Source organism: Anoxybacteroides rupiense (assembly GCF_014196195.1).
Lineage (GTDB): Bacteria > Bacillota > Bacilli > Bacillales > Anoxybacillaceae > Anoxybacteroides > Anoxybacteroides rupiense.
Genome location: NZ_JACIDF010000001.1, coordinates 430,098 through 455,348, shown reverse-complemented (window position 1 = coordinate 455,348; position 25,251 = coordinate 430,098). Strand labels below are relative to the sequence as shown.

The 25,251-nt window shown below is 42.9% G+C and carries 29 protein-coding genes; all 29 read left to right on the top strand.

Annotation, left to right across the window (positions count from 1 at the left end):
• Positions 1–18: 18 nt before the first annotated feature.
• The 29 genes from codY (at position 19) to GGQ95_RS01965 (ending at position 25,229) form a co-directional block, all read left to right on the top strand.
• A complete protein-coding gene (codY, locus tag GGQ95_RS02105; RefSeq protein WP_044746149.1) occupies positions 19–798 on the top strand; it encodes a GTP-sensing pleiotropic transcriptional regulator CodY in 780 nt (259 codons plus the stop codon).
• A 385-nt stretch (positions 799–1,183) separates the two neighbouring features.
• Positions 1,184–1,576, top strand: a complete 393-nt coding sequence (gene flgB, locus GGQ95_RS02100) for a flagellar basal body rod protein FlgB (protein ID WP_066147247.1) — start codon at positions 1,184–1,186, stop codon at positions 1,574–1,576.
• A gap of 3 nt (positions 1,577–1,579) precedes the next feature.
• On the top strand, positions 1,580–2,032 hold the full coding sequence (gene flgC, locus GGQ95_RS02095; RefSeq protein ID WP_044746147.1) for a flagellar basal body rod protein FlgC: 453 nt from the start codon (positions 1,580–1,582) through the stop codon (positions 2,030–2,032).
• A 13-nt stretch (positions 2,033–2,045) separates the two neighbouring features.
• Entirely contained in the window at positions 2,046–2,339 is a 294-nt protein-coding gene (gene fliE / locus GGQ95_RS02090) for a flagellar hook-basal body complex protein FliE (protein ID WP_044746146.1), read from the top strand.
• Between the two features lie 56 nt (positions 2,340–2,395).
• Positions 2,396–3,982 carry a flagellar basal-body MS-ring/collar protein FliF gene (gene fliF, locus GGQ95_RS02085; protein WP_066147249.1) on the top strand — a complete coding sequence of 529 codons (1,587 nt, stop codon included), beginning with the start codon at positions 2,396–2,398 and terminating at the stop codon, positions 3,980–3,982.
• A gap of 11 nt (positions 3,983–3,993) precedes the next feature.
• Entirely contained in the window at positions 3,994–5,013 is a 1,020-nt protein-coding gene (gene fliG, locus GGQ95_RS02080) for a flagellar motor switch protein FliG (protein ID WP_044746144.1), read from the top strand.
• Positions 4,997–5,767 (top strand): flagellar assembly protein FliH, encoded by a 771-nt coding sequence (gene fliH / locus GGQ95_RS02075; RefSeq protein ID WP_080860830.1) that lies wholly within the window; start codon positions 4,997–4,999, stop codon positions 5,765–5,767. Before fliG ends, fliH begins: the two co-directional genes overlap by 17 nt.
• A 4-nt stretch (positions 5,768–5,771) precedes the next feature.
• Complete coding sequence (gene fliI / locus GGQ95_RS02070) at positions 5,772–7,088, top strand: flagellar protein export ATPase FliI (RefSeq protein WP_044746142.1); 1,317 nt, start codon at positions 5,772–5,774, stop codon at positions 7,086–7,088.
• A 7-nt stretch (positions 7,089–7,095) separates the two neighbouring features.
• Positions 7,096–7,539: a flagellar export protein FliJ gene (gene fliJ, locus GGQ95_RS02065; protein ID WP_066147252.1), complete on the top strand. Its 444-nt coding sequence runs from the start codon at positions 7,096–7,098 to the stop codon at positions 7,537–7,539.
• Between the two features lie 8 nt (positions 7,540–7,547).
• Positions 7,548–8,165, top strand: a complete 618-nt coding sequence (locus GGQ95_RS02060) for a MotE family protein (protein WP_066147254.1) — start codon at positions 7,548–7,550, stop codon at positions 8,163–8,165.
• 16 nt (positions 8,166–8,181) lie between these two features.
• Positions 8,182–9,441 (top strand): flagellar hook-length control protein FliK, encoded by a 1,260-nt coding sequence (locus GGQ95_RS02055; protein WP_159719599.1) that lies wholly within the window; start codon positions 8,182–8,184, stop codon positions 9,439–9,441.
• A 12-nt stretch (positions 9,442–9,453) separates the two neighbouring features.
• A complete protein-coding gene (flgD, locus tag GGQ95_RS02050; protein ID WP_066147258.1) occupies positions 9,454–9,897 on the top strand; it encodes a flagellar hook assembly protein FlgD in 444 nt (147 codons plus the stop codon).
• 31 nt (positions 9,898–9,928) lie between these two features.
• Positions 9,929–10,726, top strand: a complete 798-nt coding sequence (gene flgG / locus GGQ95_RS02045; RefSeq protein WP_080860825.1) for a flagellar basal body rod protein FlgG — start codon at positions 9,929–9,931, stop codon at positions 10,724–10,726.
• A 44-nt stretch (positions 10,727–10,770) separates the two neighbouring features.
• On the top strand, positions 10,771–10,992 hold the full coding sequence (locus GGQ95_RS02040) for a flagellar FlbD family protein (RefSeq protein WP_044746136.1): 222 nt from the start codon (positions 10,771–10,773) through the stop codon (positions 10,990–10,992).
• Entirely contained in the window at positions 10,985–11,407 is a 423-nt protein-coding gene (fliL, locus tag GGQ95_RS02035) for a flagellar basal body-associated protein FliL (RefSeq protein ID WP_044746135.1), read from the top strand. The genes GGQ95_RS02040 and fliL overlap by 8 nt, the downstream gene beginning before the upstream one ends.
• A gap of 22 nt (positions 11,408–11,429) precedes the next feature.
• Positions 11,430–12,431 carry a flagellar motor switch protein FliM gene (fliM, locus tag GGQ95_RS02030; protein WP_183186277.1) on the top strand — a complete coding sequence of 334 codons (1,002 nt, stop codon included), beginning with the start codon at positions 11,430–11,432 and terminating at the stop codon, positions 12,429–12,431.
• Complete coding sequence (fliY, locus tag GGQ95_RS02025; protein ID WP_183186276.1) at positions 12,421–13,632, top strand: flagellar motor switch phosphatase FliY; 1,212 nt, start codon at positions 12,421–12,423, stop codon at positions 13,630–13,632. Before fliM ends, fliY begins: the two co-directional genes overlap by 11 nt.
• A gap of 18 nt (positions 13,633–13,650) precedes the next feature.
• Positions 13,651–14,010 carry a chemotaxis protein CheY gene (cheY, locus tag GGQ95_RS02020; RefSeq protein ID WP_044746132.1) on the top strand — a complete coding sequence of 120 codons (360 nt, stop codon included), beginning with the start codon at positions 13,651–13,653 and terminating at the stop codon, positions 14,008–14,010.
• Positions 14,011–14,030: 20 nt separating this feature from the next.
• Positions 14,031–14,708, top strand: coding sequence for a flagella biosynthesis regulatory protein FliZ (fliZ, locus tag GGQ95_RS02015; RefSeq protein WP_044746131.1), 678 nt, complete (start codon positions 14,031–14,033; stop codon positions 14,706–14,708).
• Entirely contained in the window at positions 14,701–15,366 is a 666-nt protein-coding gene (gene fliP, locus GGQ95_RS02010; RefSeq protein WP_044746130.1) for a flagellar type III secretion system pore protein FliP, read from the top strand. Before fliZ ends, fliP begins: the two co-directional genes overlap by 8 nt.
• 21 nt (positions 15,367–15,387) lie before the next feature.
• Positions 15,388–15,657, top strand: a complete 270-nt coding sequence (fliQ, locus tag GGQ95_RS02005; RefSeq protein ID WP_044746129.1) for a flagellar biosynthesis protein FliQ — start codon at positions 15,388–15,390, stop codon at positions 15,655–15,657.
• Between the two features lie 5 nt (positions 15,658–15,662).
• Positions 15,663–16,436 (top strand): flagellar biosynthetic protein FliR, encoded by a 774-nt coding sequence (gene fliR / locus GGQ95_RS02000; protein WP_044746128.1) that lies wholly within the window; start codon positions 15,663–15,665, stop codon positions 16,434–16,436.
• The gene (gene flhB / locus GGQ95_RS01995; RefSeq protein ID WP_066147262.1) at positions 16,437–17,519 is read left to right on the top strand and encodes a flagellar biosynthesis protein FlhB; all 1,083 of its coding nucleotides are present in this window, start codon (positions 16,437–16,439) and stop codon (positions 17,517–17,519) included.
• 36 nt (positions 17,520–17,555) lie between these two features.
• Entirely contained in the window at positions 17,556–19,595 is a 2,040-nt protein-coding gene (flhA, locus tag GGQ95_RS01990) for a flagellar biosynthesis protein FlhA (RefSeq protein ID WP_183186275.1), read from the top strand.
• The gene (flhF, locus tag GGQ95_RS01985; protein WP_044746125.1) at positions 19,592–20,728 is read left to right on the top strand and encodes a flagellar biosynthesis GTPase FlhF; all 1,137 of its coding nucleotides are present in this window, start codon (positions 19,592–19,594) and stop codon (positions 20,726–20,728) included. Before flhA ends, flhF begins: the two co-directional genes overlap by 4 nt.
• Entirely contained in the window at positions 20,725–21,594 is an 870-nt protein-coding gene (locus GGQ95_RS01980) for a MinD/ParA family protein (protein ID WP_183186274.1), read from the top strand. Before flhF ends, GGQ95_RS01980 begins: the two co-directional genes overlap by 4 nt.
• Positions 21,595–21,601: 7 nt before the next feature.
• Positions 21,602–22,687 (top strand): protein-glutamate methylesterase/protein-glutamine glutaminase, encoded by a 1,086-nt coding sequence (locus tag GGQ95_RS01975; RefSeq protein WP_044746123.1) that lies wholly within the window; start codon positions 21,602–21,604, stop codon positions 22,685–22,687.
• 4 nt (positions 22,688–22,691) lie between these two features.
• Positions 22,692–24,728, top strand: coding sequence for a chemotaxis protein CheA (locus GGQ95_RS01970; RefSeq protein WP_066147265.1), 2,037 nt, complete (start codon positions 22,692–22,694; stop codon positions 24,726–24,728).
• 45 nt (positions 24,729–24,773) lie between these two features.
• A complete protein-coding gene (locus GGQ95_RS01965; protein ID WP_044746121.1) occupies positions 24,774–25,229 on the top strand; it encodes a chemotaxis protein CheW in 456 nt (151 codons plus the stop codon).
• Positions 25,230–25,251 lie beyond the last annotated feature (22 nt).

Below are 25,251 nucleotides of genomic sequence, written 5' to 3'. Positions count from 1 at the left end.
AATAGGAGGATATAGATCATGAATTTGTTACAGAAAACACGAACGATTAATGCGATGTTACAGAAAGCAGCCGGAAAGCCTGTAAACTTTAAAGAGATGGCAGAAACTCTTTGCGAAGTGATTGAAGCTAATATTTTTGTCGTCAGCCGCCGTGGGAAGCTATTAGGCTTTGCGATTAAGCAATCGATTGAAAATGAGCGGATGAAAAAAATGCTTGAGGATCGCCAATTCCCAGAAGAATATACCAATAGTCTGTTCAATATTACGGAGACCTCTCCTAATTTGGATATTAACAGCGAATATACGGCGTTTCCAGTAGAAAACCGAGATTTATTTAAAACCGGGTTAACGACGATTGTGCCGATTAATGGGGGGGGAGAACGCCTGGGCACGCTGATTTTGTCCAGACTTGACCGCCAATTTGAGGATGATGATCTCATCTTGGCTGAATATGGAGCTACTGTCGTTGGTATGGAAATCTTGCGTGAAAAAGCAGAAGAAATTGAAGAAGAAGCAAGAAGCAAAGCGGTTGTACAAATGGCGATCAGCTCGTTATCCTACAGCGAGCTTGAGGCAATCGAGCACATTTTTGAAGAGTTAGAAGGAACAGAGGGGCTGCTTGTTGCCAGCAAAATCGCTGACCGAGTGGGCATTACGCGTTCGGTCATTGTCAACGCGCTTCGCAAGCTTGAGAGTGCAGGCGTCATTGAATCTCGTTCTCTTGGTATGAAAGGAACGTATATTAAAGTATTAAACGATAAGTTTTTAACAGAGCTTGAAAAATTAAAAACAAACTAATGCAAGAGCTGCTTTTTTGGCAGCTCTTTTTTATCTATCTCGAACGAAGCTAACCATTTTGCTTCGGAAGTGCAATCCAATGCAACTATATTTCTTCTTCAAATAAGCAGGTAAGGATCAGACGGACGATTGAACAACATCGCTTCCATGTTTTTTAGTCAACATTCATGTTTAGCTTATGTCGATTTTTCAATCCGAATCTATAGAGATGAAAAGAAAGGAAAGAGGCATTTACGCTATTGTGCGTATGTTTAATAACGATACAAGCTAATATCAATTCCTATGAAAAAATAGTACAATATTCCGGCTATACATCATTTAGGCGTTATTTTAAAATATAGAATATCAAATATTGTCGAAAAAAGAAAAAAAGAGGGGATTACGCTTGGAAATCTTTTCACCAACATTTGCGCGCTTAGAGCAAGGATTGGACTATGCGTCGCTAAAGCAAAAGGTGATTGCCAATAACATTGCGAATGCCGATACGCCAAATTACAAAGCAAAGGAGGTTCGTTTTAAAACCGAACTAGATCAGGCTATGTCTTCGTTTGAAGCTTATCGAACGAATCCGAAGCATTTTGCATTTGCTAGTAAAAATACTGGCAATTTTTTAGTGACGACAAGAAGTGATATGGTATACAATCATAATGGAAACAGTGTCGATGTAGATAGAGAAATGTCGGAATTAGCGGAAAATCAAATTTATTACAACGCATTGATCGAGAGATTAAATGGGAAGTTCAATTCTTTAAAAACGGTTATTAAAGGAGGGAAGTAATGTATGTCCATTTTTCAAAGCCTAAATACCACGGCTTCTGCATTAACGGCGCAGCGTTTGCGGATGGATGTCATTTCCTCCAATATGGCGAATGTGGATACAACGCGTGCCCAATTTGTCGACGGACAATGGCAGCCATATCGACGCAAGATGGTCGTATTGGAGCCGAATGAAGGCGGTTTTTCTTCTTATCTTCAAAAGGCAATAGATGGACAGGCGTCGGTTGGAGGGGGAGTAAGGGTCGCCAAAATCGTCGAAGATGAAACGCCTTTTAAGCTTGTTTACGACCCGACCAATCCGGATGCTAACCAAGATGGATATGTACAGCTCCCAAATGTCGATCCTCTAAAAGAAATGGTAGATTTAATGAGCGCAACCCGTTCTTATGAAGCCAATGTGACAGTGTTCAATGCAACAAAAGGCATGTTAGTCAAGGCTTTAGAAATCGGAAAATAAAGGAGAGTAAAAAATGATTAACGGGATACAGAACAGCTTTTTTTCGACTGCAGCGCCCTCTTCGTCTATAAAGGCAGCGGATGTGCAAAAATCGTTTGCTAACTTTTTGAAAGATGCGATTCAGCAGGTAAACGACCAGCAGGTTGCAGCCGACCAACTAACCGATAAGCTAGTTAAAGGAGAAAACGTTGATCTGCATCAAGTCATGATCGCTGCTCAAAAAGCCGGCATTTCTTTGCAGTTAGCAGTGGAAGTCCGAAATAAAGCTGTTGAGGCATACCAAGAAATGATGAGAATGCAAGTATAATCAACGCGCTAACAAACTGGCAATCTATTATCGCAATAATCGGGGGAATATTATGTATGAATGAAAGAGTGAAAGAATGGCTCAACCGATCCACATCGTTTTGGAGGGGGAGAACGAAGGCTCAAAAAGCCATGGCGCTAGGTGCTCTTCTTCTTTTTCTTGTCATTGTTGGGGTTGCGTCATTTTTTGCCACAAGAACGAGCTTTGTACCATTATATAGCAACCTTTCGCCGCAGGAAGCTGGACAAATTAAAGCGACGCTCGATCAAAAGGGAATCGATTCCCAAGTGACCGATAACGGAACCACGATTGAAGTGCCGGAGAAAATGGCGAATACACTGAAGGTGGAATTAGCGGCCGAAGGGATTCCGAACAGCGGAAGCATCGACTACTCCTTTTTTGGAAAAAATGCAAGCTTTGGGATGACAGATAACGAATTTAATGTAGTAAAACTCAAAGCGATGCAAACAGAATTGGCCAATCTGATTAAAAATATTGATGGGGTCGAGGATGCCAAAGTCATGATTAATCTTCCCCAGCAGTCCGTATTTGCGTCAGAGGATCAAGGAGAGGCGTCCGCTTCAGTCGTTCTTAAAACAAAGCCAGGATACAAATTTACAGATGAGCAAGTTAGAGCGCTCTATCATCTCGTGTCAAAAAGTGTTCCGAATCTTCCTACTGATAATATCGTCATGATGAATCAATATTTTCAGTATTTTGATCTAAAAAATAATGAAGAAAATTCGACAGCTACGGCGTTTACGCAGCAAAACGAAATCAAAAAGCAAATTGAACGCGATATCCAGCGACAAGTCCAACAAATGTTAGGCACGATGATGGGACAAGACAAAGTGGTTGTATCGGTTACAGCGGATGTTGATTTTACGCAGGAGAACCGTGAGGAAAATTTAGTGACCCCGGTTGATGAGCAAAACAATGAAGGAATTGCTGTCAGTGTGCAGCGGATTAGAGAAACTTATTCTGGACAAGGTGCCCAACCAGGAGGAGTGGCCGGGACCGGTGAAAATGACATTCCAGGCTATCAAGCAGCAACTGACGGCTCAAATGGCGATTATGAAAAAACAGAAGAAACGATCAATAATGAAGTAAACAGAATTAAAAAGAATATTGTTGAAAGTCCATACAAAGTAAGAGATTTAGGGATCCAAGTGATGGTTGAACCACCAAATCCCCAAAATCCTAACTCTTTATCGCAGCAAACCATTGATGATATTCAGAAGATTTTAGGTACGATCGTTCGAACTTCGATTGATAAGCAGGATGGTCAAACGTTAAGCGATCAAGATATCCAAAACCGCATCGTCGTATCTGTGCAAAAATTTAATGGGAAAACCGATTTTGCACAGCCGCAGCCAACCATTCCGACATGGGCGTATATTGCAGGGGGAATTGGTGCTGCTGCTATTATCGGCTTACTGATTTACTTCTTGCTGCGCAGACGGAAAAGGGTGGAGGAAGAAGAGGAAGACTTTATTGAACAGCCTCCTTTATCCGATCTTCCTGATGTGACGGAGGAACGGGAAACAGAAGTGACAATTCGACGCAAGCAGCTTGAAAAATTGGCACGAGAGAAGCCGGATGAATTTGCTCAATTGCTAAGAACGTGGTTGGCTGAGGACTAGGAGGAATGAAGATGGCCAAAAAAGAGAGAAAAGGAGAATTAACAGGCAAACAGAAAGCTGCCATACTCCTCATTTCTCTTGGACCAGATGTATCAGCATCTGTCTATAAGCATTTATCGGAGGAAGAAATTGAAAAGCTCACACTTGAGATTTCTAATGTTCGCCAAGTAGCGACGCAAGAAAAAGAGGAAGTGCTGGAGGAGTTTCATCAAATTGCTTTAGCGCAGGATTATATTGCTCAAGGCGGCATTGCTTACGCGAAAGAAGTACTTGAAAAAGCGCTTGGCTCGGAAAAAGCGCTGAACATTATTAACCGTTTAACATCCGCTTTAATGGTGCGGCCGTTTGACTTTGCTCGCAAAGCCGATCCGGCTCAGCTGTTGAACTTTATTCAAAATGAACATCCACAGACGATCGCTCTTGTGCTTTCCTATTTAGATCCGGCGCAAGCTGGCCAGATTCTGTCGTCGCTGCCGCAGGAAATGCAGGCGGATATCGCGCGCCGAATTGCGCTGATGGACAGTACGTCGCCTGAGGTGATCAACGAAGTTGAGCAAATTTTAGAACGGAAGCTTTCAACGACCGTTGTCCAAGATTACACGCAAACAGGTGGCATCGAAGCGGTGGTGGAAGTTTTAAACGGTGTAGACCGAAGCACGGAAAGAACGATTTTAGATGCGCTTGAAATTCAAGATCCAGAGCTTGCAGAAGAAATCAAGAAACGAATGTTTGTCTTCGAAGATATTGTTACCCTTGATAACCGTGCGATTCAGCGTGTCATTCGTGAAGTTGATAACAATGATTTAATGCTGGCACTGAAAGTTTCAAGTGATGAAGTGAAAGAAATCGTCTTTCGCAATATGTCGACGCGTATGGCGGAAACCTTCAAAGAGGAGATGGAGTTTATGGGACCGGTTCGCCTCCGCGATGTGGAGGAAGCACAATCGCGTATTGTTGCGGTCATTCGCCGTCTTGAAGAAGCTGGAGAAATCGTTGTAGCGCGCGGCGGAGGAGATGATATTATTGTCTAATGTGATCAAAGCTCCTTTTACAACAACGTCCCATGGCAGCAAAAAAGTAATTGAAGTGAAGCATTATTTTCCGCAGCCAGCAGCCTCAGCCGTTTCGCAAGAAATAGATGGACATGCTCACGCTCAGTTCATCATTGAGCAAGCAAAGGAAGAAGCGAAGCTGATGAAGCAAGAAGCAGAACAATATTGCCAGTCTTTGAAAGAAAACATATGGCAAGAGAAGGAAAATTGGTTGGCCGAAAAACAGCGGCTTATGGCGGCAGCGCAACAAGAAGGATATGAAGCCGGATATAGTCAAGGAAAAAATGAAGCGCTTCATGCTTTTCAAGAATTAATGAATGAAGCAAGAAACATCGTGCAAACAACCAACCAACAGTTTTATGAACAAATTGAATCATCAAAAGAAACCATCCTGTTGATCGGCTTAAAGGTAGCGGAGCGAATATTGGGGGAAAAGCTGGCGGAAAATCACGATTCCTTCCTTCATCTTGTGCAAAGAGCGATCAAGGAGGTTAGGGAACAATCAGAAGTGAAGCTATATGTTCATCCATTGCATTATCAAACACTTGTTCAGCAAAAGGATGAATTAAGGGCGATTTTTAGTCAGCCAGTAGACATTTTTATTTATCCTGACGAACGGTTAGCAGAGGGCGGCTGCATGATTGAAACGCCTTTTGGCCGCATTGATGCAAGTGTTGACACTCAATTGCAACAAATCAAACAAAAGCTGCTTAAGTGGCTTGAGGAGGAGTAATTTTTTGAATTGGCCAGCTCTTTTTCAAGAGATCGAAACCATTGATTCGTATAAGCGATTTGGTAAAGTAACGCGCGTGATTGGATTAATGATTGAATCAAAAGGTCCTGAAAGCTCCATTGGCGATGTTTGCTTTATTCATGTGGGCGGAGGAAGAAAGAAGCAGAAGATTGCTGCTGAGGTGGTAGGATTTCGCGAACAGCATGTGCTTTTAATGCCTTTTTCAACCGTTCAAGATATTTCGCCGGGATGCATAGTGGAAGCGACAGGCCAGCCGCTGCAAATAAAAGCGGGAATGGATCTAATCGGCAAGGTTCTTGATTCGCTTGGCCAGCCTCTTGATGGTAGCCTTCTCCCTAAAGGGCTGCGCTCCATTTCGATTGAGCAAGAGCCGCCTAATCCGCTGTCAAGACCGCCGATTGATGAACCGGTGGAAGTAGGAGTCAGATTGATCGATAGCTTGCTGACAGTAGGAAAAGGACAGCGTGTGGGCATATTTGCTGGTTCAGGAGTAGGCAAGAGTACACTTCTTGGGATGATTGCCCGCAACACAAACGCAGACCTAAATGTGATTGCGCTTATTGGCGAACGGGGACGTGAAGTGCGGGAGTTTATCGAACGAGATCTCGGCCCTGAAGGCTTGGCTCGTTCCGTTGTGGTGGTTGCGACATCAGATCAGCCTGCGCTTATGAGAATTAAAGGCGCCTATACCGCAACGGCTATTGCCGAATATTTTCGCAATAGGGGAATGAATGTCATGCTGATGATGGATTCCGTGACACGTGTGGCCATGGCGCAGCGGGAAGTGGGACTAGCGATCGGTGAGCCGCCGACAACCAAGGGCTATACTCCTTCTGTTTTTGCCATTTTGCCCAAATTGCTGGAACGGACAGGAACAAATGAACACGGAACCATTACGGCTTTTTATACGGTTTTAGTAGATGGTGACGATATGAATGAACCGATTGCTGATACGGTCCGAGGAATTTTAGATGGGCATTTTGTTCTTGAGAGAAGCTTGGCGAATAAAGGTCAGTATCCAGCTATTAATGTTTTGAAAAGCATCAGCCGTGTCATGAATTATATTATTGGGCCAGAGCATAAAGCGGCAGCTGAACGATTCCGTCATCTTCTTTCAACCTATATAAACGCGGAAGATTTAATTAATATCGGTGCGTATAAAAGAGGTTCTTCTAAAGACATTGACGAAGCCATTCGCTACTATCCAAAGCTGCTTGCATTTTTAAAACAAGATACTCACGAAAAATTGACAAAAGAAGAGAGCATTCAAGAACTGCTTCAGCTTGTACATTCGGGGTGAATAAAACATGGAGCATGTGTTTAAATTTGAAAAAATATTGACCATTAGAGAAAAAGAAAAAGAGAGAGCGCTAGGAGAATATAACGAAGCGGTGAAGCGCTTTGAAGAAGCAGCGGAAAAGCTGTACCATTTTCTGAAGCAAAAAGAAGATTACGAGGAAATGTACAAGCAAAAATTAAAAAATGGATTGCCCATTCAAGACATTCGTCATTTTCGGCAATTTGTCATGAATTTGGAGCGCACCATTTCTCATTATCAGCAGCTTGTGATCGAAACGCGTGAGCAAATGTTTCTCAAGCAAACAAAGGTAGCTGAAGCGAATATTGAAGTAAAAAAATATGAAAAAATGAAAGACAAGCATATAGCAGCTGTGCTTCAAGCTATTCAAACTATGGAAAATCACTGGATGGATGAAATCTCAATTCAACAATTTGTGAATCGCAGAAATTAGGTGAGACGATGAAGGAGCAAGAAATGGAAAAAGAAGAAAAAGTAAGCAAGCTGCAATGGTTCTTGTTTGTCATCATCATCCCATTATTGTTTACAATCACATTGGCACTGATTATTACCACGATTGCAGGAGTGAATGTGTTTGACATCGCCAAAAAGTACGGTGCTGATCTTCCAGGGATTTCACAGTTAGTCGGTAGCAAGCAGCCATCATCTGAGCAGGCTTTAAAGGAGAATATGTTGGAGAAGCAAGCTACGCTCGAAGAAAAAACGGCACAAGTGAAAAAGCTTGAAACCGAAGTCAAAAATAAACAGAGTGAAATTGAAGCACTAAAGAAAGAAATTGAACGGTTAAATGCCCAACTGGAATCCCAGCAGCAGACCGACACATCACCAACAACCGAAGCAAAAAAACTCACTGTTCAAGATGTTGCTCAAATGTATGGAGAAATGTCACCGAAAAATGCCGCCGCCATCATTCCGAAAATGTCGGATCAGGAGGCGCTTAACATTCTTGCGATATTAGGCAGCGAGAAGGCCGCCGCTATTCTGGAAAAAATGTCTCCGGAAGAAGCAGCTAAATATACGGCGCTACTAACGAAAGCAGCCCAAGCGGCTAATAATTAGGAAAGGAGGGGAGATCATGAGAATTGGCACTTATACTCAATCGCTTTTTCCGTCTTCTTCGGTTTCTGGGGATAAGGCACAAACGTTGAACGCAAAAGGACAAACACAAGAAGGAAGTTTATTTCAGCAGCTGCTTCAATCGGCGACGTTTGATTCTGCAGATTCCAGCATGAAAGCAAATGAGATGGCAACAAAAGACCATATAGAACGAAATGAACACCAAGACGATCTGTTGACCAAATGGGTGGATTTGCTCTTGCTGCTGCTGCCGGCTGATATGCAGCAGACGTTGCATGAGCAGTTTGAAACAAACCCAGCTTCTCTTCAGCCATCCAGCGTTCCGCAAACGGCTGCATGGATAAAACAAATGCTCTCAGAACAAATGACATGGATGCAGAACAATAGCGCGCAGGGCGCAGAGCCAATATCGTTATTGGAGGAATGGCTGTCATTGCAGCCAAATCGCGATGAGTTGGGACCAATGATCAATGTAGAAACATTGGTAAATTTCTTGCAAAACAAAAAGGCTCAGCAAGCGAGCAGTGATCCTCGGAATGGCCGTTTTTCGGCGCTTTTCAATGGAGGAGCAGCCGCAGCTGTCAACACCTATCGAAACGGGAGCTATCCACATCAGCTGACCTTTCCACCTAGCAGCTTTTCTTCAGCCTTCAGCTCGACTGCCGGATATCATCCGGATTCGCTGGCTCAGTTAACGAAGGCCGCGAATCACAAGCAGGGGGATGTTCAAACAATGGCTCAGCCGTTTTTCAATCAGGCTCAACCAACGCTGTTTTCGCAAAATACAGAGCCGGTCATTTCACTGCCTGAGAACACCTCGGCTAATGGTAGCAGCGAGCAACTAATCCGGCAATTTACAAGTATTATAAAATCGAGTAAATTCACCAATTTAGGAAATGGACAATCACAGCTTGTGATTCGCCTTCATCCAGAACATTTAGGAACGTTGACAGTAAAGCTTGTTCAGGAAAACGGACAGATGATGGCGAAAATCATCGCCTCAAGCCGTTCGGCAAAAGAACTAATAGAAGCAAACATCCAGCAAATGGCTCATGTGATACCAGCTCAGCACGTTACAATCGAGCAATTTGATGTGCGCGCACACTCACCGTTGCCTTCTTATGAACAATCATTCAGTCAGCACGAGCGAAACAGAGAGGGACAACCTGATCAAGAACAGCGCCAGCCGTTTGAGCAAGACAAGGAGCTTCCATTTCAGGAGTCTTTTCTTCATGAATTGTTAAATATTGAAGCATAGGAGCGGTCAAAGATGGCAAATACCATTGATCCCAACTTATTGTTAAGCAATTATACGCCTCCGGAGCGGCAGACGGGAGACAGTGTTCTTGGCAAAGACGATTTTTTAAAAATTTTGCTGGTTCAGCTGCAAAATCAAGATCCATTAAATCCAATGGAGGATAAAGAGTTTATTGCGCAAATGGCCAATTTCTCCACGCTGGAGCAAATCACGAATCTGGCAGCTGCCATGCAAGGATTTATGCAAATGCAAAGCGATAACGCGATTTTGCTTTATAGTGAAATGATAGGCAAAAAAGTGTATTGGATGGATACCAGCGATGAGGCCGATACGTCGGAAAATCCAGCGAGCGGTATGGTGAAATCAGTTTCCCAAAGAAACAATGAAATCTTTTTAGAGCTTGATAATGGTCAGGAGATTTCCAACAAGCAAATTATCAAAGTAGAAACTCCATAATGGATAAATCTGAACAAGGGAGAGGGATTATATGCTTCGTTCAATGTATTCTGGAATTAGCGGAATGAAAAACTTCCAAGTGAAATTAGATGTGATCGGAAACAATATTGCGAATGTGAATACGTATGGGTTTAAGAAGGGCCGTACCATTTTTAAAGATTTAGTTAGTCAACAAATCGCGGGTGCAAGTGCTCCAACAGCGAACAGCGGCGGGGTGAATCCAAAACAAGTCGGATTAGGGGCGCAGCTTGCGGCAATTGATACTGTTCAGACGCAAGGAAGTTTGCAAACTACTGCTCGTGTGCTTGATTTGGCCATTTCAGGAGATGGATTCTTTGTTTTAGGTGATAACTCTGGAAATAACAGACTATACACAAGAGCAGGAAATTTTTATCTTGATTCTCAAGGCTATATTGTTAGCGCTGATGGACGTTACTTGCTCGGCAATGGTAACACTCGCATTCAAATCCCAACAACAGCGCAAAGTCTTAGTATTGGTTCAGATGGCACAGTAAACTACGTCGATAACACAGGAACTTTGCAGGTTGCTGGTCGAATTGAATTAGCGAAATTTGCAAATAACGATGGATTAGAGAAGGTTGGAGACAATCTTTTCCGCTCAACAACGAACTCTGGTGCGGAGACGTTAACTTCTCCGGGAGTAGGCGGAGCAGGCAAAATTGTTCCTGGTGCGCTTGAAATGTCCAATGTCGATCTATCGGAAGAGTTTACGGAAATGATTGTCGCGCAGCGCGGATTTCAAGCGAATACACGCATTATTACAACATCGGATGAGATTTTGCAAGAGCTTGTCAATCTAAAGAAATAATTAAGGGGGGAGGGCACTAGGCTCTGTCTAGTGCCCTAATACATATGATCACATTAACGCGGCTGAATGGAAAATCGTTTACCTTAAATGCGATATACATAGAACAAATCGAAGCTTTTCCGGATACAACGATTACGCTGACGAATGGTAAAAAATTTGTTGTCCGTGAGTCGGAAAAAGAGGTAGTAGAGCTGGTAAAAGAATTTTATCAGCAAATTTCGATTTTAGGGGTTTCTAAAAATGTGGAGGGGCAGGACCATGAGTAAGCTATGGAAAGTGACATTGATGATATTGGTGACGATTACGTTAGTCGCCGCTGTGGCTTTAGTCATCATCTTTAAATTTACAGGCGATAAACAACAAACGGCGCCGACAGCAGATGAAATTTTAGAAAGCTCTGTCGACGTACCGGAAATTACAACCAATCTAGCAGATGGAAGCTTTATTAAAATCTCCTTTAAAATTCAAATGAACAATGAAGACGCAAAAGCAGAGGCGGAGAAGCGAGATTTCCAAATGAAAGATATCATTATTGAACAGCTATCGCAAATGAAACCGGCGGATTTTAACGGAGAGCAAGGAAAAACCCATTTGAAGGCTCGATTAAAAGAGAAAATCAATCAAATTATGCAAGATGGAAAAGTGGAGCAAGTTTATATTACTTCCTTCATCCTCCAATAACTTGGGCTAGGAGGTGAAAACAGTGTCTGGCGAAGTACTATCACAAAGTGAAATCGATGCCCTTTTGGCGGCGCTATCAACGGGAGAAATGGATGCAGAGGAGCTAAAAAAAGAAGAAGAGGACAAACGGGTAAAAGTATACGACTTTAAACGCGCCCTTCGCTTCTCCAAAGATCAAATACGTAGCCTTACGCGCATTCATGAAAATTTTGCAAGATTATTAACCACCTTTTTTTCCGCTCAGCTGCGGACATATGTACAAATTTCGGTGGCATCAGCCGATCAAATTCCATATGAAGAATTTATTCGTTCCATTCCTAAAATGACGATTTTAAACGTTTTTGAGGTGCCGCCGCTAGACGGGCATATCGTCATGGAAGTCAATCCAAATGTTGCTTACGCCATGCTTGATCGTGTCATGGGGGGACGCGGGACAAGTATTAATAAAGTGGACAATTTGACAGAGATTGAAATGCGGATTATGTCTAATTTGTTCGAAAAAGCGTTCAGTCATTTGCGGGATGCATGGGAATCCATTATCGAGATCGATCCGATTTTAGCGGAGTTTGAGGTGAATCCTCAATTTTTGCAAATGGTTTCGCCGAATGAAACAGTGGTGGTGATTTCACTTAATACGCAAATTGCTGAAACGAGCGGAATGATCAATATTTGTATTCCACATGTTGTGCTTGAGCCCATTATTCCTCGCCTGTCTGTGCATTATTGGATGCAGACGCAAAAAAAAGACAGAGTGCCTGAAGAGGTAACATCGCTTGAGCAAGGAATTAAAATCGCCCAAATCCCGGTCATTGCTGAGCTAGGGAAGGCGATGATTACAATCCAGGAATTTTTGCAGCTTGATGTTGGGGATGTGATTCAATTAGATCAAATGATCCAGCAGCCTTTAATCATTAAAATCGGGGATGTTCCGAAATTTATCGGTCAGCCAGGAAAAGTCAACAAGCGATTGGCAGTGCAAGTGTTAGATACATTGAAAGGGGGAGAAGACAACAATGATGAGTGATGATATGTTATCCCAAGATGAAATTGATGCCTTGTTGCGCGGAGCGGATGGAGCCAATGACTCTCCAACGATTGATGAGGTACTCTCAACAATGGAACAAGACGCTTTGGGGGAAATTGGGAATATCTCGTTTGGCAGCTCTGCAACGGCTCTTTCCGTTTTATTAAATCAAAAGGTGGAAATTACGACACCCAACGTGTCCATCATTCATCGCGAGGATGTCGAAAATGAATTTCCGCATCCGTACGTGGCGATTCAAGTCAATTATACAGAGGGTTTTTTAGGAACGAATTTGCTTGTCATTAAGCAATCAGATGCGGCGATTATTGCGGATCTTATGCTAGGCGGAAACGGGCAAAACCCGATGGATTTATTAGGAGAAATCCAATTAAGTGCTGTGCAGGAAGCGATGAATCAAATGATGGGGTCAGCGGCCACCTCTATGTCCACGATTTTTGGGAAAAAAGTAGATATTTCTCCACCAAGCCTTCATTTGCTAGATATTAAAGAGGGAGAGGGGCTTGAGTATTTACCGCCAGAAAGCGTTCTAGTGAAGGTATCGTTCCGTTTGAAAATAGGAACGTTAATTGATTCAAATATTATGCAGCTATTACCGATTGATTTTGCTAAGGAGTTAGTGCAAAATTTATTGCAAATGTCTAGCTCCAGTGAGTCGGTATCCGATAAAATCGAGACGAAAACAGCTCCGGCCAGCAGCGTTGTGTCACCATCAGCTGCGGGATCTTCTCAACTGCCAGGATCTGCATATGATCAGCCGGCTGCATCGGCTCAACCAGAGATCGCTCAGCCTTATCCGCATGCGGCACAGCCGGCAGCGTATGCGCCCAACCATTTTGGCACATATGTATCGGCTGGACAGCGTCAGGTTCAGCCTGCTGATTTCGCAAGCTTTGAGCCAGCGCCGTTGGCAGAAGCCGAAGCGCGGAATTTAAACATGCTTCTTGATATCCCGCTGCAAGTCACCGTCGAGCTAGGCCGGACGAAGCGGTCGGTACAAGATATTTTAAATCTTTCCTCCGGATCCATTATTGAGCTGGATAAGCTGGCAGGCGAGCCGGTAGATATACTAGTCAATAACAAACTCATCGCCAAGGGTGAGGTCGTTGTTATTGATGAGAATTTTGGCGTACGCGTGACAGATATCATTAGTCAAAGTGACCGCTTAAAAAATTTAAGATAATGTAGGAGGTAGTTGGAAATGGCCAAAATATTAATTGTAGATGATGCAGCATTTATGAGAATGATGATTAAAGATATTTTAACGAAAAATGGACACGAGGTGGTAGCGGAAGCGGCAGACGGACTTCAAGCGGTAGAAAAGTACAAAGAAACGCGCCCAGATCTTGTGACAATGGATATCACGATGCCAGAAATGGACGGAATTACAGCATTGAAGGAAATTAAAAAAATTGACGGCAATGCGAAAGTGATTATGTGCTCGGCTATGGGACAACAAGCGATGGTCATTGATGCCATTCAAGCTGGTGCTAAAGACTTTATCGTCAAGCCGTTCCAAGCGGATCGCGTCATTGAAGCCATTAATAAAACGCTGGGCTAAGCGCAAGAGGTGGAACGAATTTGTTTCGAGTTCGAGTCATGTTATTGTTTGTATGGTTTACTGCTATGATTGCTTCGCAAACAGGAGCGCCTGTATTTGCGGAGCAATCTCCGACTGTGAAGCAATGCTTGGAGCATCCGGAAAAATGTCAAGAGGACAAGCAGCCTGCCGAATCGAGCGGCGCAGGCAAACCATCATCGCAAGCAGCGGCAGCATCCCCTATTACGGTATGGGATGTGTTTAAGCTCATTTTTGCTACACTATTTGTTCTTTTGCTTATTTATGGGCTATTGCGATTTATGAATCAGCGCGGGCGTTTACTATCCAGCCGTGGCGGTTTAATTGAGAATCTTGGCGGAACAAGCGTTGGCACCAATCGTTCAGTGCAAGTGATAAAAATTGGCAAACGCATTTTAGTGGTCGGGGTTGGAGAATCTGTTCAGCTATTGCAGGAGATTGAGGATGAAAAAGAAATCAAGGAGCTATTATCTCTACACAATCAATCATTGCAGCAATTGCTGGAGCCAAACGCGAAGATTTTTCAGCTGTGGAATCGTCTGATAAGAAAAAAAGAATCTTCTCCTTCCGGGGAATCATCGTTTCGTGAGTTATTTGCTAAACAAATGCAAGAAGTGGCTCGTGAACGCCAAAAGCTGTTAAAGCAGATTGAACAGAAGGGAACAACGTCCGATGAATGAATTTATGCAGTTTTTTAATCAAGTTGCTCCTGAAAACGTCTCAATGTCTGTCAAACTTTTGTTATTGCTGACGGTGCTGTCGATTGCCCCGGGCATTTTAATCATGATGACATGCTTTACCCGCATTATCATTGTTTTATCGTTTGTCCGCACTTCGCTGGGGACGCAACAGATGCCGCCCAATCAGGTGTTGCTTGGATTGGCGCTCTTTTTGACCTTTTTTATTATGGCGCCGACGTTTAAGCAAGTAAACGATCAAGCGCTTCAGCCGCTGTTTGCGCAAAAAATCAATTTAGAGCAAGCATATGAACGGGCTTCTGTGCCGATTAAAGAGTTTATGAGCGAGCATACGCGGCAAAAGGATTTGGCATTATTTTTATCATATAGCGGTGCATCCAAACCGAAAAATGTTCAAGATATTCCATTAACAACTCTTGTGCCTGCGTTTGCGATCAGTGAAATAAAAACGGCCTTCCAGATGGGATTTATGATTTTTATTCCATTTTTAGTGATTGATATGGTCGTGGCAAGCGTGCTGATGTCGATGGGGATGATGATGCTTCCACCGGTGATGATTTCACTGCCGTTTAAAATTTTATTGTTTGTTCTTGTTGATGGCTGGTATTTAGTGGTGAAGTCATTATTGGAAAGCTTCTAAAAATAAAGTAGGTGAGCGAATATGAATGCAAATGTCGTCATTCAACTTGCTGAACGAGGAGTATACATGATTTTAGTGGTTTGCGGCCCGCTTTTGCTGCTTGCGCTTGCCGTTGGACTTTTCATCAGCATTTTCCAAGCAACAACGCAAATTCAAGAGCAGACTCTTGCATTTGTCCCCAAAATTGTCGCGGTGCTGCTCGGTCTTGTTTTTTTCGGACCATGGATGCTGTCACGTTTAGTTTCCTATGCGTATGACATCTTTAATAATTTAACAAGATTTATAGGCTGATAAATATGGATCAGGTATTGTCTTATTTTCCATTATTTTTACTGATATTTGCCCGTGTGGCTGCTTTTTTTACGACATTGCCGCTATTTTCGTACCGAACGATTCCTAATGTGCATAAAATCGGCTTATCCTTCTTTATCAGCTGGCTAATGTTCTTAGGAATGAAAAAAGAGCCGATTGCGCTAGATGAAATGTATGTACTGCTTGTTTTAAAGGAAGTAGCCGTTGGCCTTTTTATCGGTTTGGCCGCTTATATGATGATGTCGGCGATTCAAATTGTAGGTGGCTTGATCGATTTTCAAATGGGATTTGCCATTGCCAACGTTATTGACCCGCAAACAGGAGCGCAAAGCCCATTAACCGGGCAATATTTGTACACCTTTGCGCTGTTGTTGCTGCTAGCATTAAATGGCCATCATGTTTTGCTAGATGGTGTGTTTTATAGCTACCAGTGGATTCCGATTCAATACACATTTGCATTCGATCAAGGAAACGTCGCGGAGTACATTTTGAAAATATTCAGTGAAATGTTTATTATTGCTTTTCAAATGTCGGCTCCTATCGTTGGCTGCTTGTTTTTAGTGGATATTGCGTTAGGAATTGTGGCAAGAGCTGTACCTCAGCTTAATATTTTTGTCGTTGGATTGCCTGTGAAGATCATTGTGAGCTTTCTTCTGTTAATGGTCACGATGACCGCTTTGTTTGTCGCTGCCCAGCATTTGTTTGACGCCATGTTTGTTGCCATGCGTGACTTAATGAAGCTAGTAGGGGGCAGGTAAATGAGCAGCTTGCGCTTAGATTTGCAGTTTTTTGCTGAGGAAAAAACAGAGAAAGCGACGCCTCGCAAGCGTCAAGAAGTTCGGCAAAAAGGCCAAGTAGCCAAAAGTGCAGATGTGAATACGGCCATTGTGCTGTTGCTTGTGTTCGTTATTCTGCTATTCTCAGGGGAACTGTACAAAGAAGCGTTTTTGCGTCTTTTTCGTAATTCGCTTCAGCACTATATGTTGGAAGATGTGACGGTAAGCTCCATTCAAGCGCTGTTTTTTTCCATATTAAAAAATTTGGCCGGGATTATGGCGCCGATTTTTTTAGTAGCGTTGGCTGGAGCATTTTTAGGGAATTTTTTGCAGGTGGGCTTTTTATTTACCGCAGAGCCGCTGCAAATGAAGCTGAGCAAGCTAGACCCCATTCAAGGCTTTAAGCGAATGCTGTCATTGCGCTCAATTGTAGAGCTGTTAAAATCCATTTTAAAAATCGCCATTGTCGGTTTTGTGACCTTTTTTGTTTTATGGTTGAAGCTTGACCAAATTTTGCTGCTGACTACTAAATCGCTGGAAACGACATTAAGCTCGTTAGCTAGTTTGGCTGTGCGCATGGGGCTTTACGCATCGGCTGCTCTTTTGTTTCTTGCCTTTTTGGATTATTTGTACCAGCGGTTTGATTTTGAAAAAAACATCCGGATGTCAAAGCAAGAAGTGAAAGATGAGTTTAAGAAGACCGAAGGGGACCCCCTTATTAAATCTAAAATAAAGCAAAAACAACGGGAAATGGCGATGAAGCGAATGATGCAAGAAGTGCCAAAAGCGGACGTAGTCATTACCAATCCTACCCATTATGCTGTTGCCTTAAAATATGAGGATGGGAAAATGGATGCTCCCGTTGTCGTTGCCAAGGGCGTCGATCATCTTGCGCTGAAAATCAAACAACTAGCGAAAGAGCATGATGTCGTAACCATAGAGAATCGGCCGTTAGCTCGAGCGCTGTATAGTCAGACGGAGATTGGCGATGTGATTCCTGAACCATTTTTTAAGGCTGTTGCCGAAATATTAGCATATGTATATCGTTTAAAACGGAAGATTTAAGAGATTGTTATTTAAGTATCCAAGGAGCGAAAGATTATGCCAGCAAGAGACTTGTCTGTATTATTAATGGTTGTCCTGATTGTAGCTATGCTCATTATTCCGCTGCCAACGTGGCTTCTGAGCCTGTTAATTATGATTAATATTTCTCTTGCTTTGCTCGTCCTCCTTACTTCAATGAATATGCGCGAGCCGCTGCAGTTTTCTATTTTTCCGTCGTTGCTCTTGCTGCTTACGCTATTTCGTTTAGGATTAAACGTATCGACGACCCGTTCGATTCTAAGTAAAGGCGAGGCCGGCGGTGTTGTTGAAACATTCGGAACGTTTGTCGTTGGCGGAAACGTTGTTGTTGGCTTTGTTGTATTTTTAATTTTAATTATTATTCAGTTCATCGTGATTACGAAGGGGGCAGAGCGTGTTTCAGAGGTAGCAGCCCGCTTTACTCTGGATGCCATGCCCGGAAAGCAAATGAGCATTGATGCCGATCTTAATGCCGGAATGATTTCTGAACAGGAAGCGCGTCAACGTCGCGAAAAGGTAGCACAAGAAGCCGATTTTTATGGAGCAATGGATGGAGCGAGTAAGTTTGTCAAGGGCGATGCGATCGCTGGTATTATCATTGTTATTATTAATATGTTATTTGGTATGGTTGTTGGTGTTGTACAGCAAGGGTTAGATGTATCAGAAGCAGCGCATCGCTATACATTACTAACAGTTGGAGACGGTATTGTCAGTCAGATTCCCGCCCTTCTTATTTCTACTGCGACCGGCATTGTTGTAACAAGAGCAGCATCAGATAGCAATCTTGGCGCGGATGTTATGAAGCAGCTATTTGCCTTTCCAAAAATGCTGTATGTGACTGCTGGAACGATTTTTTTACTCGGCTTGTTTACTCCGATTAACGATGTGTTAACCATTCCTATTGCTGGCCTGCTCGCTCTTGGCGGCTATCGCTTCTCCACAAAAGCGGAAAAGGAGCAAGAAGCGGCGATGGGAGAGCAAGCGGAAGAAGTGGAAATCGATCAAATGAAGAGTCCGGAAAGCGTGGTCAATTTATTAAGTGTTGATCCCATTGAATTCGAATTTGGCTATGCGCTCATTCCGTTAGCCGATGCGAGCCAGGGCGGGGATTTGCTTGACCGCATTGTCATGATTCGGCGACAACTGGCATTAGAGCTAGGCCTTGTCATCCCTGTTGTGCGGATTCGTGATAATATCCAGCTGCAGCCGAATGAATATCGTCTAAAAATAAAAGGCGATGAAGTCGCTAAAGGCGAACTGTTGCTCGATCATTATTTGGCTATGAGCCCTGGGGTCGAGGATGATTCTGTGCAGGGGATTGATACAATTGAACCTGCATTTGGTTTGCCAGCAAAATGGATTTCCGAGGAAATGAAAGAACAAGCGGAGATGTTTGGCTATACGGTTGTTGATCCGCCGTCTGTTGTTTCCACTCATATAACAGAGGTGTTGAAAGCACATGCGCATGAGCTGCTTGGAAGACAGGAAACGAAACAGCTTATCGATCATCTAAAGGAATCGTATCCTATTTTAGTCGAGGAAGTAACACCGACTCCTCTTTCCGTTGGAGATGTACAAAAAGTATTAGCAAAGCTGCTGCGGGAAAAGGTGTCGATTCGCAATTTGCCTGTGATTTTTGAAACATTGGCTGATTTTGGGAGAATGACAAGCGATGCCGATTTATTAACGGAATATGTGCGTCAAGCGCTGGCACGACAAATTACGAGCCAGTATGTCGTACAAGGAGAACCTTTAAAAGTCATTACGGTGTCAGGAAAAGTAGAAAAGGCCATTGCTGAAGGAGTGCATCAAACGGAGCACGGAAATTACTTATCGCTTGATCCATCTTTGTCACAAGCCATTATAGAAGCGATAGGGGTTCAATTCGAACAGCATGCTTTTACGAGTCAGACGCCAATCTTACTTTGTTCCCCTGCTGTCCGAATGTATGTACGTCAATTGACTGAGCGATATTTTCCCCATATTCCAGTGTTGTCCTATAATGAATTAGAGGCAAATGTAGAAGTCCAAAGTGTTGGGGTGGTGGATATTGAATGAAGGTCAAAAAATTTATTGCTCCATCAATGCCGGAAGCGATGAAAATGATTCGGGCAGAGTTAGGGAAGGATGCCGTCATTTTAAATTCGAAGGTAGTTCATAAGGGAGGATTTTTCGGGCTGTTTACCAAAAAAAACATCGAGGTGATCGCAGCCGTTGATCCGAAACCAGTCCGATTGGCTGGAAATGAAAAAAAGCACAAGCACGTTCAACTGAACTCTGGAGCGTTTAAATCGATGGAAACAAAAACTCAGGATGGCGCGTTGCTGCATGAGCTAAATGAAATGAAGGAAATGCTGAGGCAGTTATCAACAAATGTCACCACTCATTTCGCGGTGTATCCGCAGCCGTTAAATGAAGTAAATGAAAGGCTAGCTCAGCAGGAGTTATCCAGTGCGCTTCGGCAAGAGATCATGGCTGAAGCCGTTGAAAAATGGTATTTGCATCGTGAAACAGCTACAAAAAAGCAAGCGATGATATGGGTGAAGGAAATTCTACAGAACAAACTTGAGCATCTATCATTCGGGGGTCTCTCTTTTCAGCGGAAATATGTAAATGTAGTGGGGCCGACTGGTGTCGGGAAAACAACGACATTAGCGAAGATCGCTGCCAATGGCGTGTTGAAGCACCATAAGAAAGTAGCCTTTATTACGACTGATACCTATCGTATTGCGGCGATCGATCAATTAAAAACATATGCCAAAATTTTAAACGTGCCGCTTGAGGTTTGTTATAACATGGAAGATTTTCGGAAGGCGAAAAATAAATTTGCTTCATATGATCTCGTATTGATCGATACAGCGGGGCGTAATTTTAGAAATCGCCAATACGTCCAGGATTTGCAAGAGGTGATGGATTTTGATGAAGAAATGGAAACATATCTTGTCCTCTCGCTAACAGGAAAATGGACGGACATGAAAGAAATTTGCGAGCAATTTTCGCTTATTAAAATCCATCGTTTTATTTTTACAAAACTGGACGAAACAAGTCACTACGGGGCGATGTATAATTTAATGACAGATTATCAAATTGGGGCTGCCTACTTGACAAATGGTCAAAACGTCCCAGACGACATTATTGAAGCATCGCCTGAAAAAATTGTCAATATGTTGCTTGGGGTCGAGTCATCATGAGAGATCAGGCAGAAAGCTTACGCCGATTGTTGAATCATATGAATCAAAAAAAAGCGATGAAAGCAATTGCTGTAGTGAGCGGAAAAGGCGGCGTTGGAAAATCAAACTTTTCATTAAATTTTGCTCTTACTCTATCGAAGCGTGGATTTCATGTGCTGTTGTTCGATATGGACATCGGTATGGGGAATATTGATATTTTACTTGGACAATCCACTTCCACAACGATTATTGATTTATTTGAACGCCATGTTTCGATTGAAGAGCTTATTAAAAAAGGAACAGGCAATCTATCATTTATTGCTGGAGGAACGGGTTTAACCAAAATTTTTACAATGGATCAAGAGAAAACGGCTTATTTTATAGAACAGCTCCAGCTGGTTTCCGAGCAGTACGATTATTTCATTTTTGACATGGGGGCGGGGATTTCGGAGGATCGCTTACAGCTGCTGATGGCGGTTCATGAGATTTTTGTCATTACAACACCTGAGCCGACTTCCATTACTGACGCTTATGCAGCCATGAAATATATTCATTTACAAGAAAAAGAAATTCCGTTTTACTTAGTTGTTAATCGTGCCCAGACAGACCAGGAAGGCCGAGAAACACTGCAACGCCTAAAAAATGCGATGAAGCGTTTTCTCAGGAGAGAGGTGACGGGCTTGGGAGTGTTGCCGGAAGACCGTATCGTTTCTAAAGCGGTAGCAAGACAAACCCCTTTTTTGTTATTGGATCCTTCCACCAAAATAAGCCGTGCAATGGTGGAGCTTACAGATCGTTATTTATCTGACCAGACGGCTGACGAATCGAGCGTTTCTCGCCCAGCAAGCTTTTTTACCAAGCTTAGACAACTTTTTTTAGAAAGGTAGAGAGTTTATGGAGAAAATCAAGGTACTAGTTGTCGATGACTCCGCCTTTATGAGAAAGGTCATTGCGGACTTTTTGTCGGAACATTCACAAATAGAGGTCGTTGGTGTGGCGAGAAATGGTCAAGATGCGCTTCAAAAAATTCAATCATTAAAACCAGATGTTGTGACTTTAGATGTTGAAATGCCAATCATGAATGGACTTGAGGCGTTACAGCAAATCATGAAACATCACCCGCTTCCTGTTGTTATGCTGTCAAGTACGACAAAAGAAGGAGCTGAAAGCACGATTGCTGCTATGCACTACGGTGCTGTTGATTTTGTTACAAAGCCGTCTGGCCATATCTCTCTCGATCTTTATAAAGTAAAAGAGCAAATAATTGAAAAAGTGATCCTCGCCAGCCGTGCTAATTTGCACGGAATGAAAAATCAAGAGATTATTCCAATAATCGCTAGTTTCCAACAAAGTTCGTATAGTAAAATGGATATAAAGACATCATCGCAAAATCATAGGAAAAAAATCATCTGTATCGGTACATCGACAGGGGGACCGCGAGCCTTACAGCAGGTGCTGACACAACTTCCAGCTCATATTGAGGCACCGATTGTCATTGTTCAGCATATGCCAAAAGGATTTACAAAATCGCTTGCTCAGCGGCTTAACTCGCTTTGCGCCATCTCTGTCAAAGAAGCGGAGCATCAGGAAGTGCTCAAGCAAGGAGTGGCCTATATTGCTCCAGGTGGCGCGCATTTTTCAGTCGTGTCATCAGGCAAAGGACTTGTCGCTCATATTGATGATTCTCCACCGAGAAATGGGCACCGTCCTTCGGTTGATGTGTTATTTGAATCCGTTAGCATGTTAAGTGAGTATGAAAAAATTGCTGTGATCATGACAGGAATGGGGTCTGACGGAACGGCAGGATTAAAGCAATTGAAAGCCGTTGGACATACAAAAGCGATTGCTGAATCAGAGGATACAGCAGTGGTGTTTGGGATGCCTAAATCTGCTATTTCCACCCGTTTAGTCGACGATGTTGTTCCGTTAGAAGAAATTGCCGAAACCATTATGAAATATGTAGGCAGGCAAGGGGTGTAGAGCCATGGATATGAGTCAATATTTAGAGATTTTTATCGATGAAAGCAAAGAGCATTTGCAAACGATTAATGAACAGCTATTAGAGCTGGAAAAAAATCCGGAAGATCTTTCAATTGTCAATGAAATTTTCCGTTCTGCCCATACTCTTAAGGGAATGTCGGCAACAATGGGGTTTGAAGATTTAGCGAATTTAACCCACCAAATGGAAAATGTGCTTGATGGAATTCGCAACCATAAGATTGTCGTGACAGCGGATTTGCTTGATGTTGTTTTTTCAGCTGTCGATGATTTAGAGGCAATGGTGAATTCCATTGCGGAAGGAGGGGATGGAAAGCGGGATGTCCATGAAGTTGTACAGCAGCTCAAACAAATTGAAAAAGGGGAAGTGCCATCCTTTGCTTCTGAAACAAAACAGGAAGCTGTGAATACCGCTCCAGCTCTCGTTCAAACCTATGGAGAATTTGAATACAACATTCTTCAGCAATCGAAAGAACAAGGATTTTATGCATATGAAATTCGTGTCAAGTTGCGCGCGGATTGTTTGCTAAAGGCGGCGCGCGTGTTCATGGTATTTGAAGTGCTCAATCAAGCGGGAGAAGTTATCAAATCGAATCCTCCTGTCGAGCAGCTAGAGGAAGAGCAGTTTGACCAAGAATTTATCGTTACGGTTGTTACGAAGGAACCGACAGAGCAAATCTATGAGCGGATTATGAAAGTGTCTGAGATAGAAGAAGTAGTTGTTCATGCGATTGATGTCGATCAATTCAAGTCGGCTCAGGAGGCGGTTCCTAAAGAGACAGAAGTGGTAGCCGCACAGGAATCAGAAGAGGTGGCTGTGACTGTTGAAAAAACGGAGCAAAAAGAAAAGGAAACAGCGCATAAGCAGGCGGCGGCCAATAAAACGATCCGAGTCAACATTGAGCGCTTGGATATTCTCATGAATTTATTCGAAGAGCTAGTCATTGACAGAGGGAGATTGGAGCAAATTTCTCGTGAACTGAATCACCCAGAGCTCCACGAAACAGTAGAAAGAATGTCGCGCATTTCAAGCGATTTACAAAATATTATTTTGAATATGCGCATGGTTCCGGTCGAAACGGTCTTCAATCGTTTCCCGCGCATGGTTCGGCAATTGGCGCGCGATTTAGGTAAAAAAATCAACTTGGAGATTATCGGAGCGGAAACAGAATTAGACCGCACCGTTATTGATGAAATTGGCGATCCGCTTGTCCATTTGCTGCGCAATGCGATTGATCATGGCATCGAAATGCCAGAGGTGCGCCGTGCCAAAGGCAAGCCGGAGGAAGGCACCGTGAAGCTGAAAGCGTATCATAGCGGAAATCATGTGTTTATTGAAATTGAGGATGATGGAGCTGGCATCAATCGCGAAAAAGTATTGCAAAAGGCGATCAATAAGGGAGTTATTTCTAAGCAAAATGTCGCCAATTTAACAGATAAACAAATATGTGAGCTTATCTTTGCATCTGGCTTTTCCACGGCGGATAAAATTTCCGATATTTCAGGACGCGGCGTCGGTCTTGATGTTGTTAAAAACACAATCGAATCGCTTGGCGGATCTGTAACCATTGATTCCGAAGAAGGCAGCGGCTCGATTTTCTCCATTCAACTGCCTTTAACATTATCGATTATTTCTGTCATGCTGGTAGAAATTCAGCATGAAAAATATGCGATTCCGCTTTCTTCGATTATTGAAACAGCGATTATTAAAAAAGAAGATGTTTTGCATGCGCATCATCAAAAGGTGATTGATTTCCGCGGAAAAGTTGTCCCGCTCTTATTCTTAAAAGATGTGTTTGAAGTGCCTGCTGTGAAAGAAGAAGAGGATTTTCTTTCCGTCGTTATTGTGCGCAAAGGAGAAAAAATGGCAGGTCTTGTGGTGGATTCATTTATCGGTCAGCAAGAGGTCGTTTTAAAGTCGCTTGGCAATTATTTAACATCCGTGTTTGCCATTTCAGGCGCTACCATCTTGGGAGATGGACAGGTTGCATTAATTATTGATTGCAATGCATTGATCAAATAGACCTGTTATAGAGATGCCGCATGGTCCTAAGGAGGAATGGAGAAAATGGTGGAAGTTCGGGAAACGGAATTAAAAGTGATTGTTTTTCAATTGAAGGATGAAGAATACGCAATTCCTGTACAGCAGGTTCGTTCGATTGAAAAAGTTCAGCATATTACTCGCGTTCCAAGAACTCCTAAGTTTGTAAAAGGAGTGATTAATTTACGTGGGGTTGTGACTCCGATTATTGATTTGCGAGAGCGGTTTGGTATTGAATCACAATCGTTTAATGAGCAGACCCGAGTGATTATCGTTGCGCTTGGCGAAATTGAGGTCGGTCTGATCGTGGATGCTGCAAACGATGTGTTGGATATACCAGTCAAGAGCATCGAGCCCCCTCCAGAAGTAATTGAAGCCATAGAGGCTGATTATATTAACGGAGTGGCGAAGGTTGGCAAGAGATTATTAATTTTATTAAACTTAGAAAAAGTACTGGATGCCGAAAAATCAGTTTTAGCGTAAATAGATAGAGGGGACGTTTAAC

Excerpts from the sequence above, each read along its gene's own strand:
- fliJ (WP_066147252.1), top strand. The coding sequence starts at position 7,096 with ATGGAGCATGTGTTTAAATTTGAAAAAATATTGACCATTAGAGAAAAA.
- GGQ95_RS01970 (WP_066147265.1), top strand. The coding sequence starts at position 22,692 with ATGGATATGAGTCAATATTTAGAGATTTTTATCGATGAAAGCAAAGAG.
- fliG (WP_044746144.1), top strand. The coding sequence starts at position 3,994 with ATGGCCAAAAAAGAGAGAAAAGGAGAATTAACAGGCAAACAGAAAGCT.
- cheY (WP_044746132.1), top strand. The coding sequence starts at position 13,651 with ATGGCCAAAATATTAATTGTAGATGATGCAGCATTTATGAGAATGATG.
- fliE (WP_044746146.1), top strand. The coding sequence starts at position 2,046 with ATGATTAACGGGATACAGAACAGCTTTTTTTCGACTGCAGCGCCCTCT.
- fliH (WP_080860830.1), top strand. The coding sequence starts at position 4,997 with ATGATATTATTGTCTAATGTGATCAAAGCTCCTTTTACAACAACGTCC.
- fliQ (WP_044746129.1), top strand. The coding sequence starts at position 15,388 with ATGAATGCAAATGTCGTCATTCAACTTGCTGAACGAGGAGTATACATG.
- fliF (WP_066147249.1), top strand. The coding sequence starts at position 2,396 with ATGAATGAAAGAGTGAAAGAATGGCTCAACCGATCCACATCGTTTTGG.
- GGQ95_RS02055 (WP_159719599.1), top strand. The coding sequence starts at position 8,182 with ATGAGAATTGGCACTTATACTCAATCGCTTTTTCCGTCTTCTTCGGTT.
- fliL (WP_044746135.1), top strand. The coding sequence starts at position 10,985 with ATGAGTAAGCTATGGAAAGTGACATTGATGATATTGGTGACGATTACG.
- flhF (WP_044746125.1), top strand. The coding sequence starts at position 19,592 with ATGAAGGTCAAAAAATTTATTGCTCCATCAATGCCGGAAGCGATGAAA.
- fliR (WP_044746128.1), top strand. The coding sequence starts at position 15,663 with ATGGATCAGGTATTGTCTTATTTTCCATTATTTTTACTGATATTTGCC.
- fliY (WP_183186276.1), top strand. The coding sequence starts at position 12,421 with ATGATGAGTGATGATATGTTATCCCAAGATGAAATTGATGCCTTGTTG.
- fliP (WP_044746130.1), top strand. The coding sequence starts at position 14,701 with ATGAATGAATTTATGCAGTTTTTTAATCAAGTTGCTCCTGAAAACGTC.
- GGQ95_RS01980 (WP_183186274.1), top strand. The coding sequence starts at position 20,725 with ATGAGAGATCAGGCAGAAAGCTTACGCCGATTGTTGAATCATATGAAT.
- codY (WP_044746149.1), top strand. The coding sequence starts at position 19 with ATGAATTTGTTACAGAAAACACGAACGATTAATGCGATGTTACAGAAA.
- flgG (WP_080860825.1), top strand. The coding sequence starts at position 9,929 with ATGCTTCGTTCAATGTATTCTGGAATTAGCGGAATGAAAAACTTCCAA.
- flgD (WP_066147258.1), top strand. The coding sequence starts at position 9,454 with ATGGCAAATACCATTGATCCCAACTTATTGTTAAGCAATTATACGCCT.
- flhB (WP_066147262.1), top strand. The coding sequence starts at position 16,437 with ATGAGCAGCTTGCGCTTAGATTTGCAGTTTTTTGCTGAGGAAAAAACA.
- flgC (WP_044746147.1), top strand. The coding sequence starts at position 1,580 with ATGTCCATTTTTCAAAGCCTAAATACCACGGCTTCTGCATTAACGGCG.
- GGQ95_RS01965 (WP_044746121.1), top strand. The coding sequence starts at position 24,774 with ATGGTGGAAGTTCGGGAAACGGAATTAAAAGTGATTGTTTTTCAATTG.
- flhA (WP_183186275.1), top strand. The coding sequence starts at position 17,556 with ATGCCAGCAAGAGACTTGTCTGTATTATTAATGGTTGTCCTGATTGTA.
- GGQ95_RS01975 (WP_044746123.1), top strand. The coding sequence starts at position 21,602 with ATGGAGAAAATCAAGGTACTAGTTGTCGATGACTCCGCCTTTATGAGA.
- GGQ95_RS02040 (WP_044746136.1), top strand. The coding sequence starts at position 10,771 with ATGATCACATTAACGCGGCTGAATGGAAAATCGTTTACCTTAAATGCG.
- GGQ95_RS02060 (WP_066147254.1), top strand. The coding sequence starts at position 7,548 with ATGAAGGAGCAAGAAATGGAAAAAGAAGAAAAAGTAAGCAAGCTGCAA.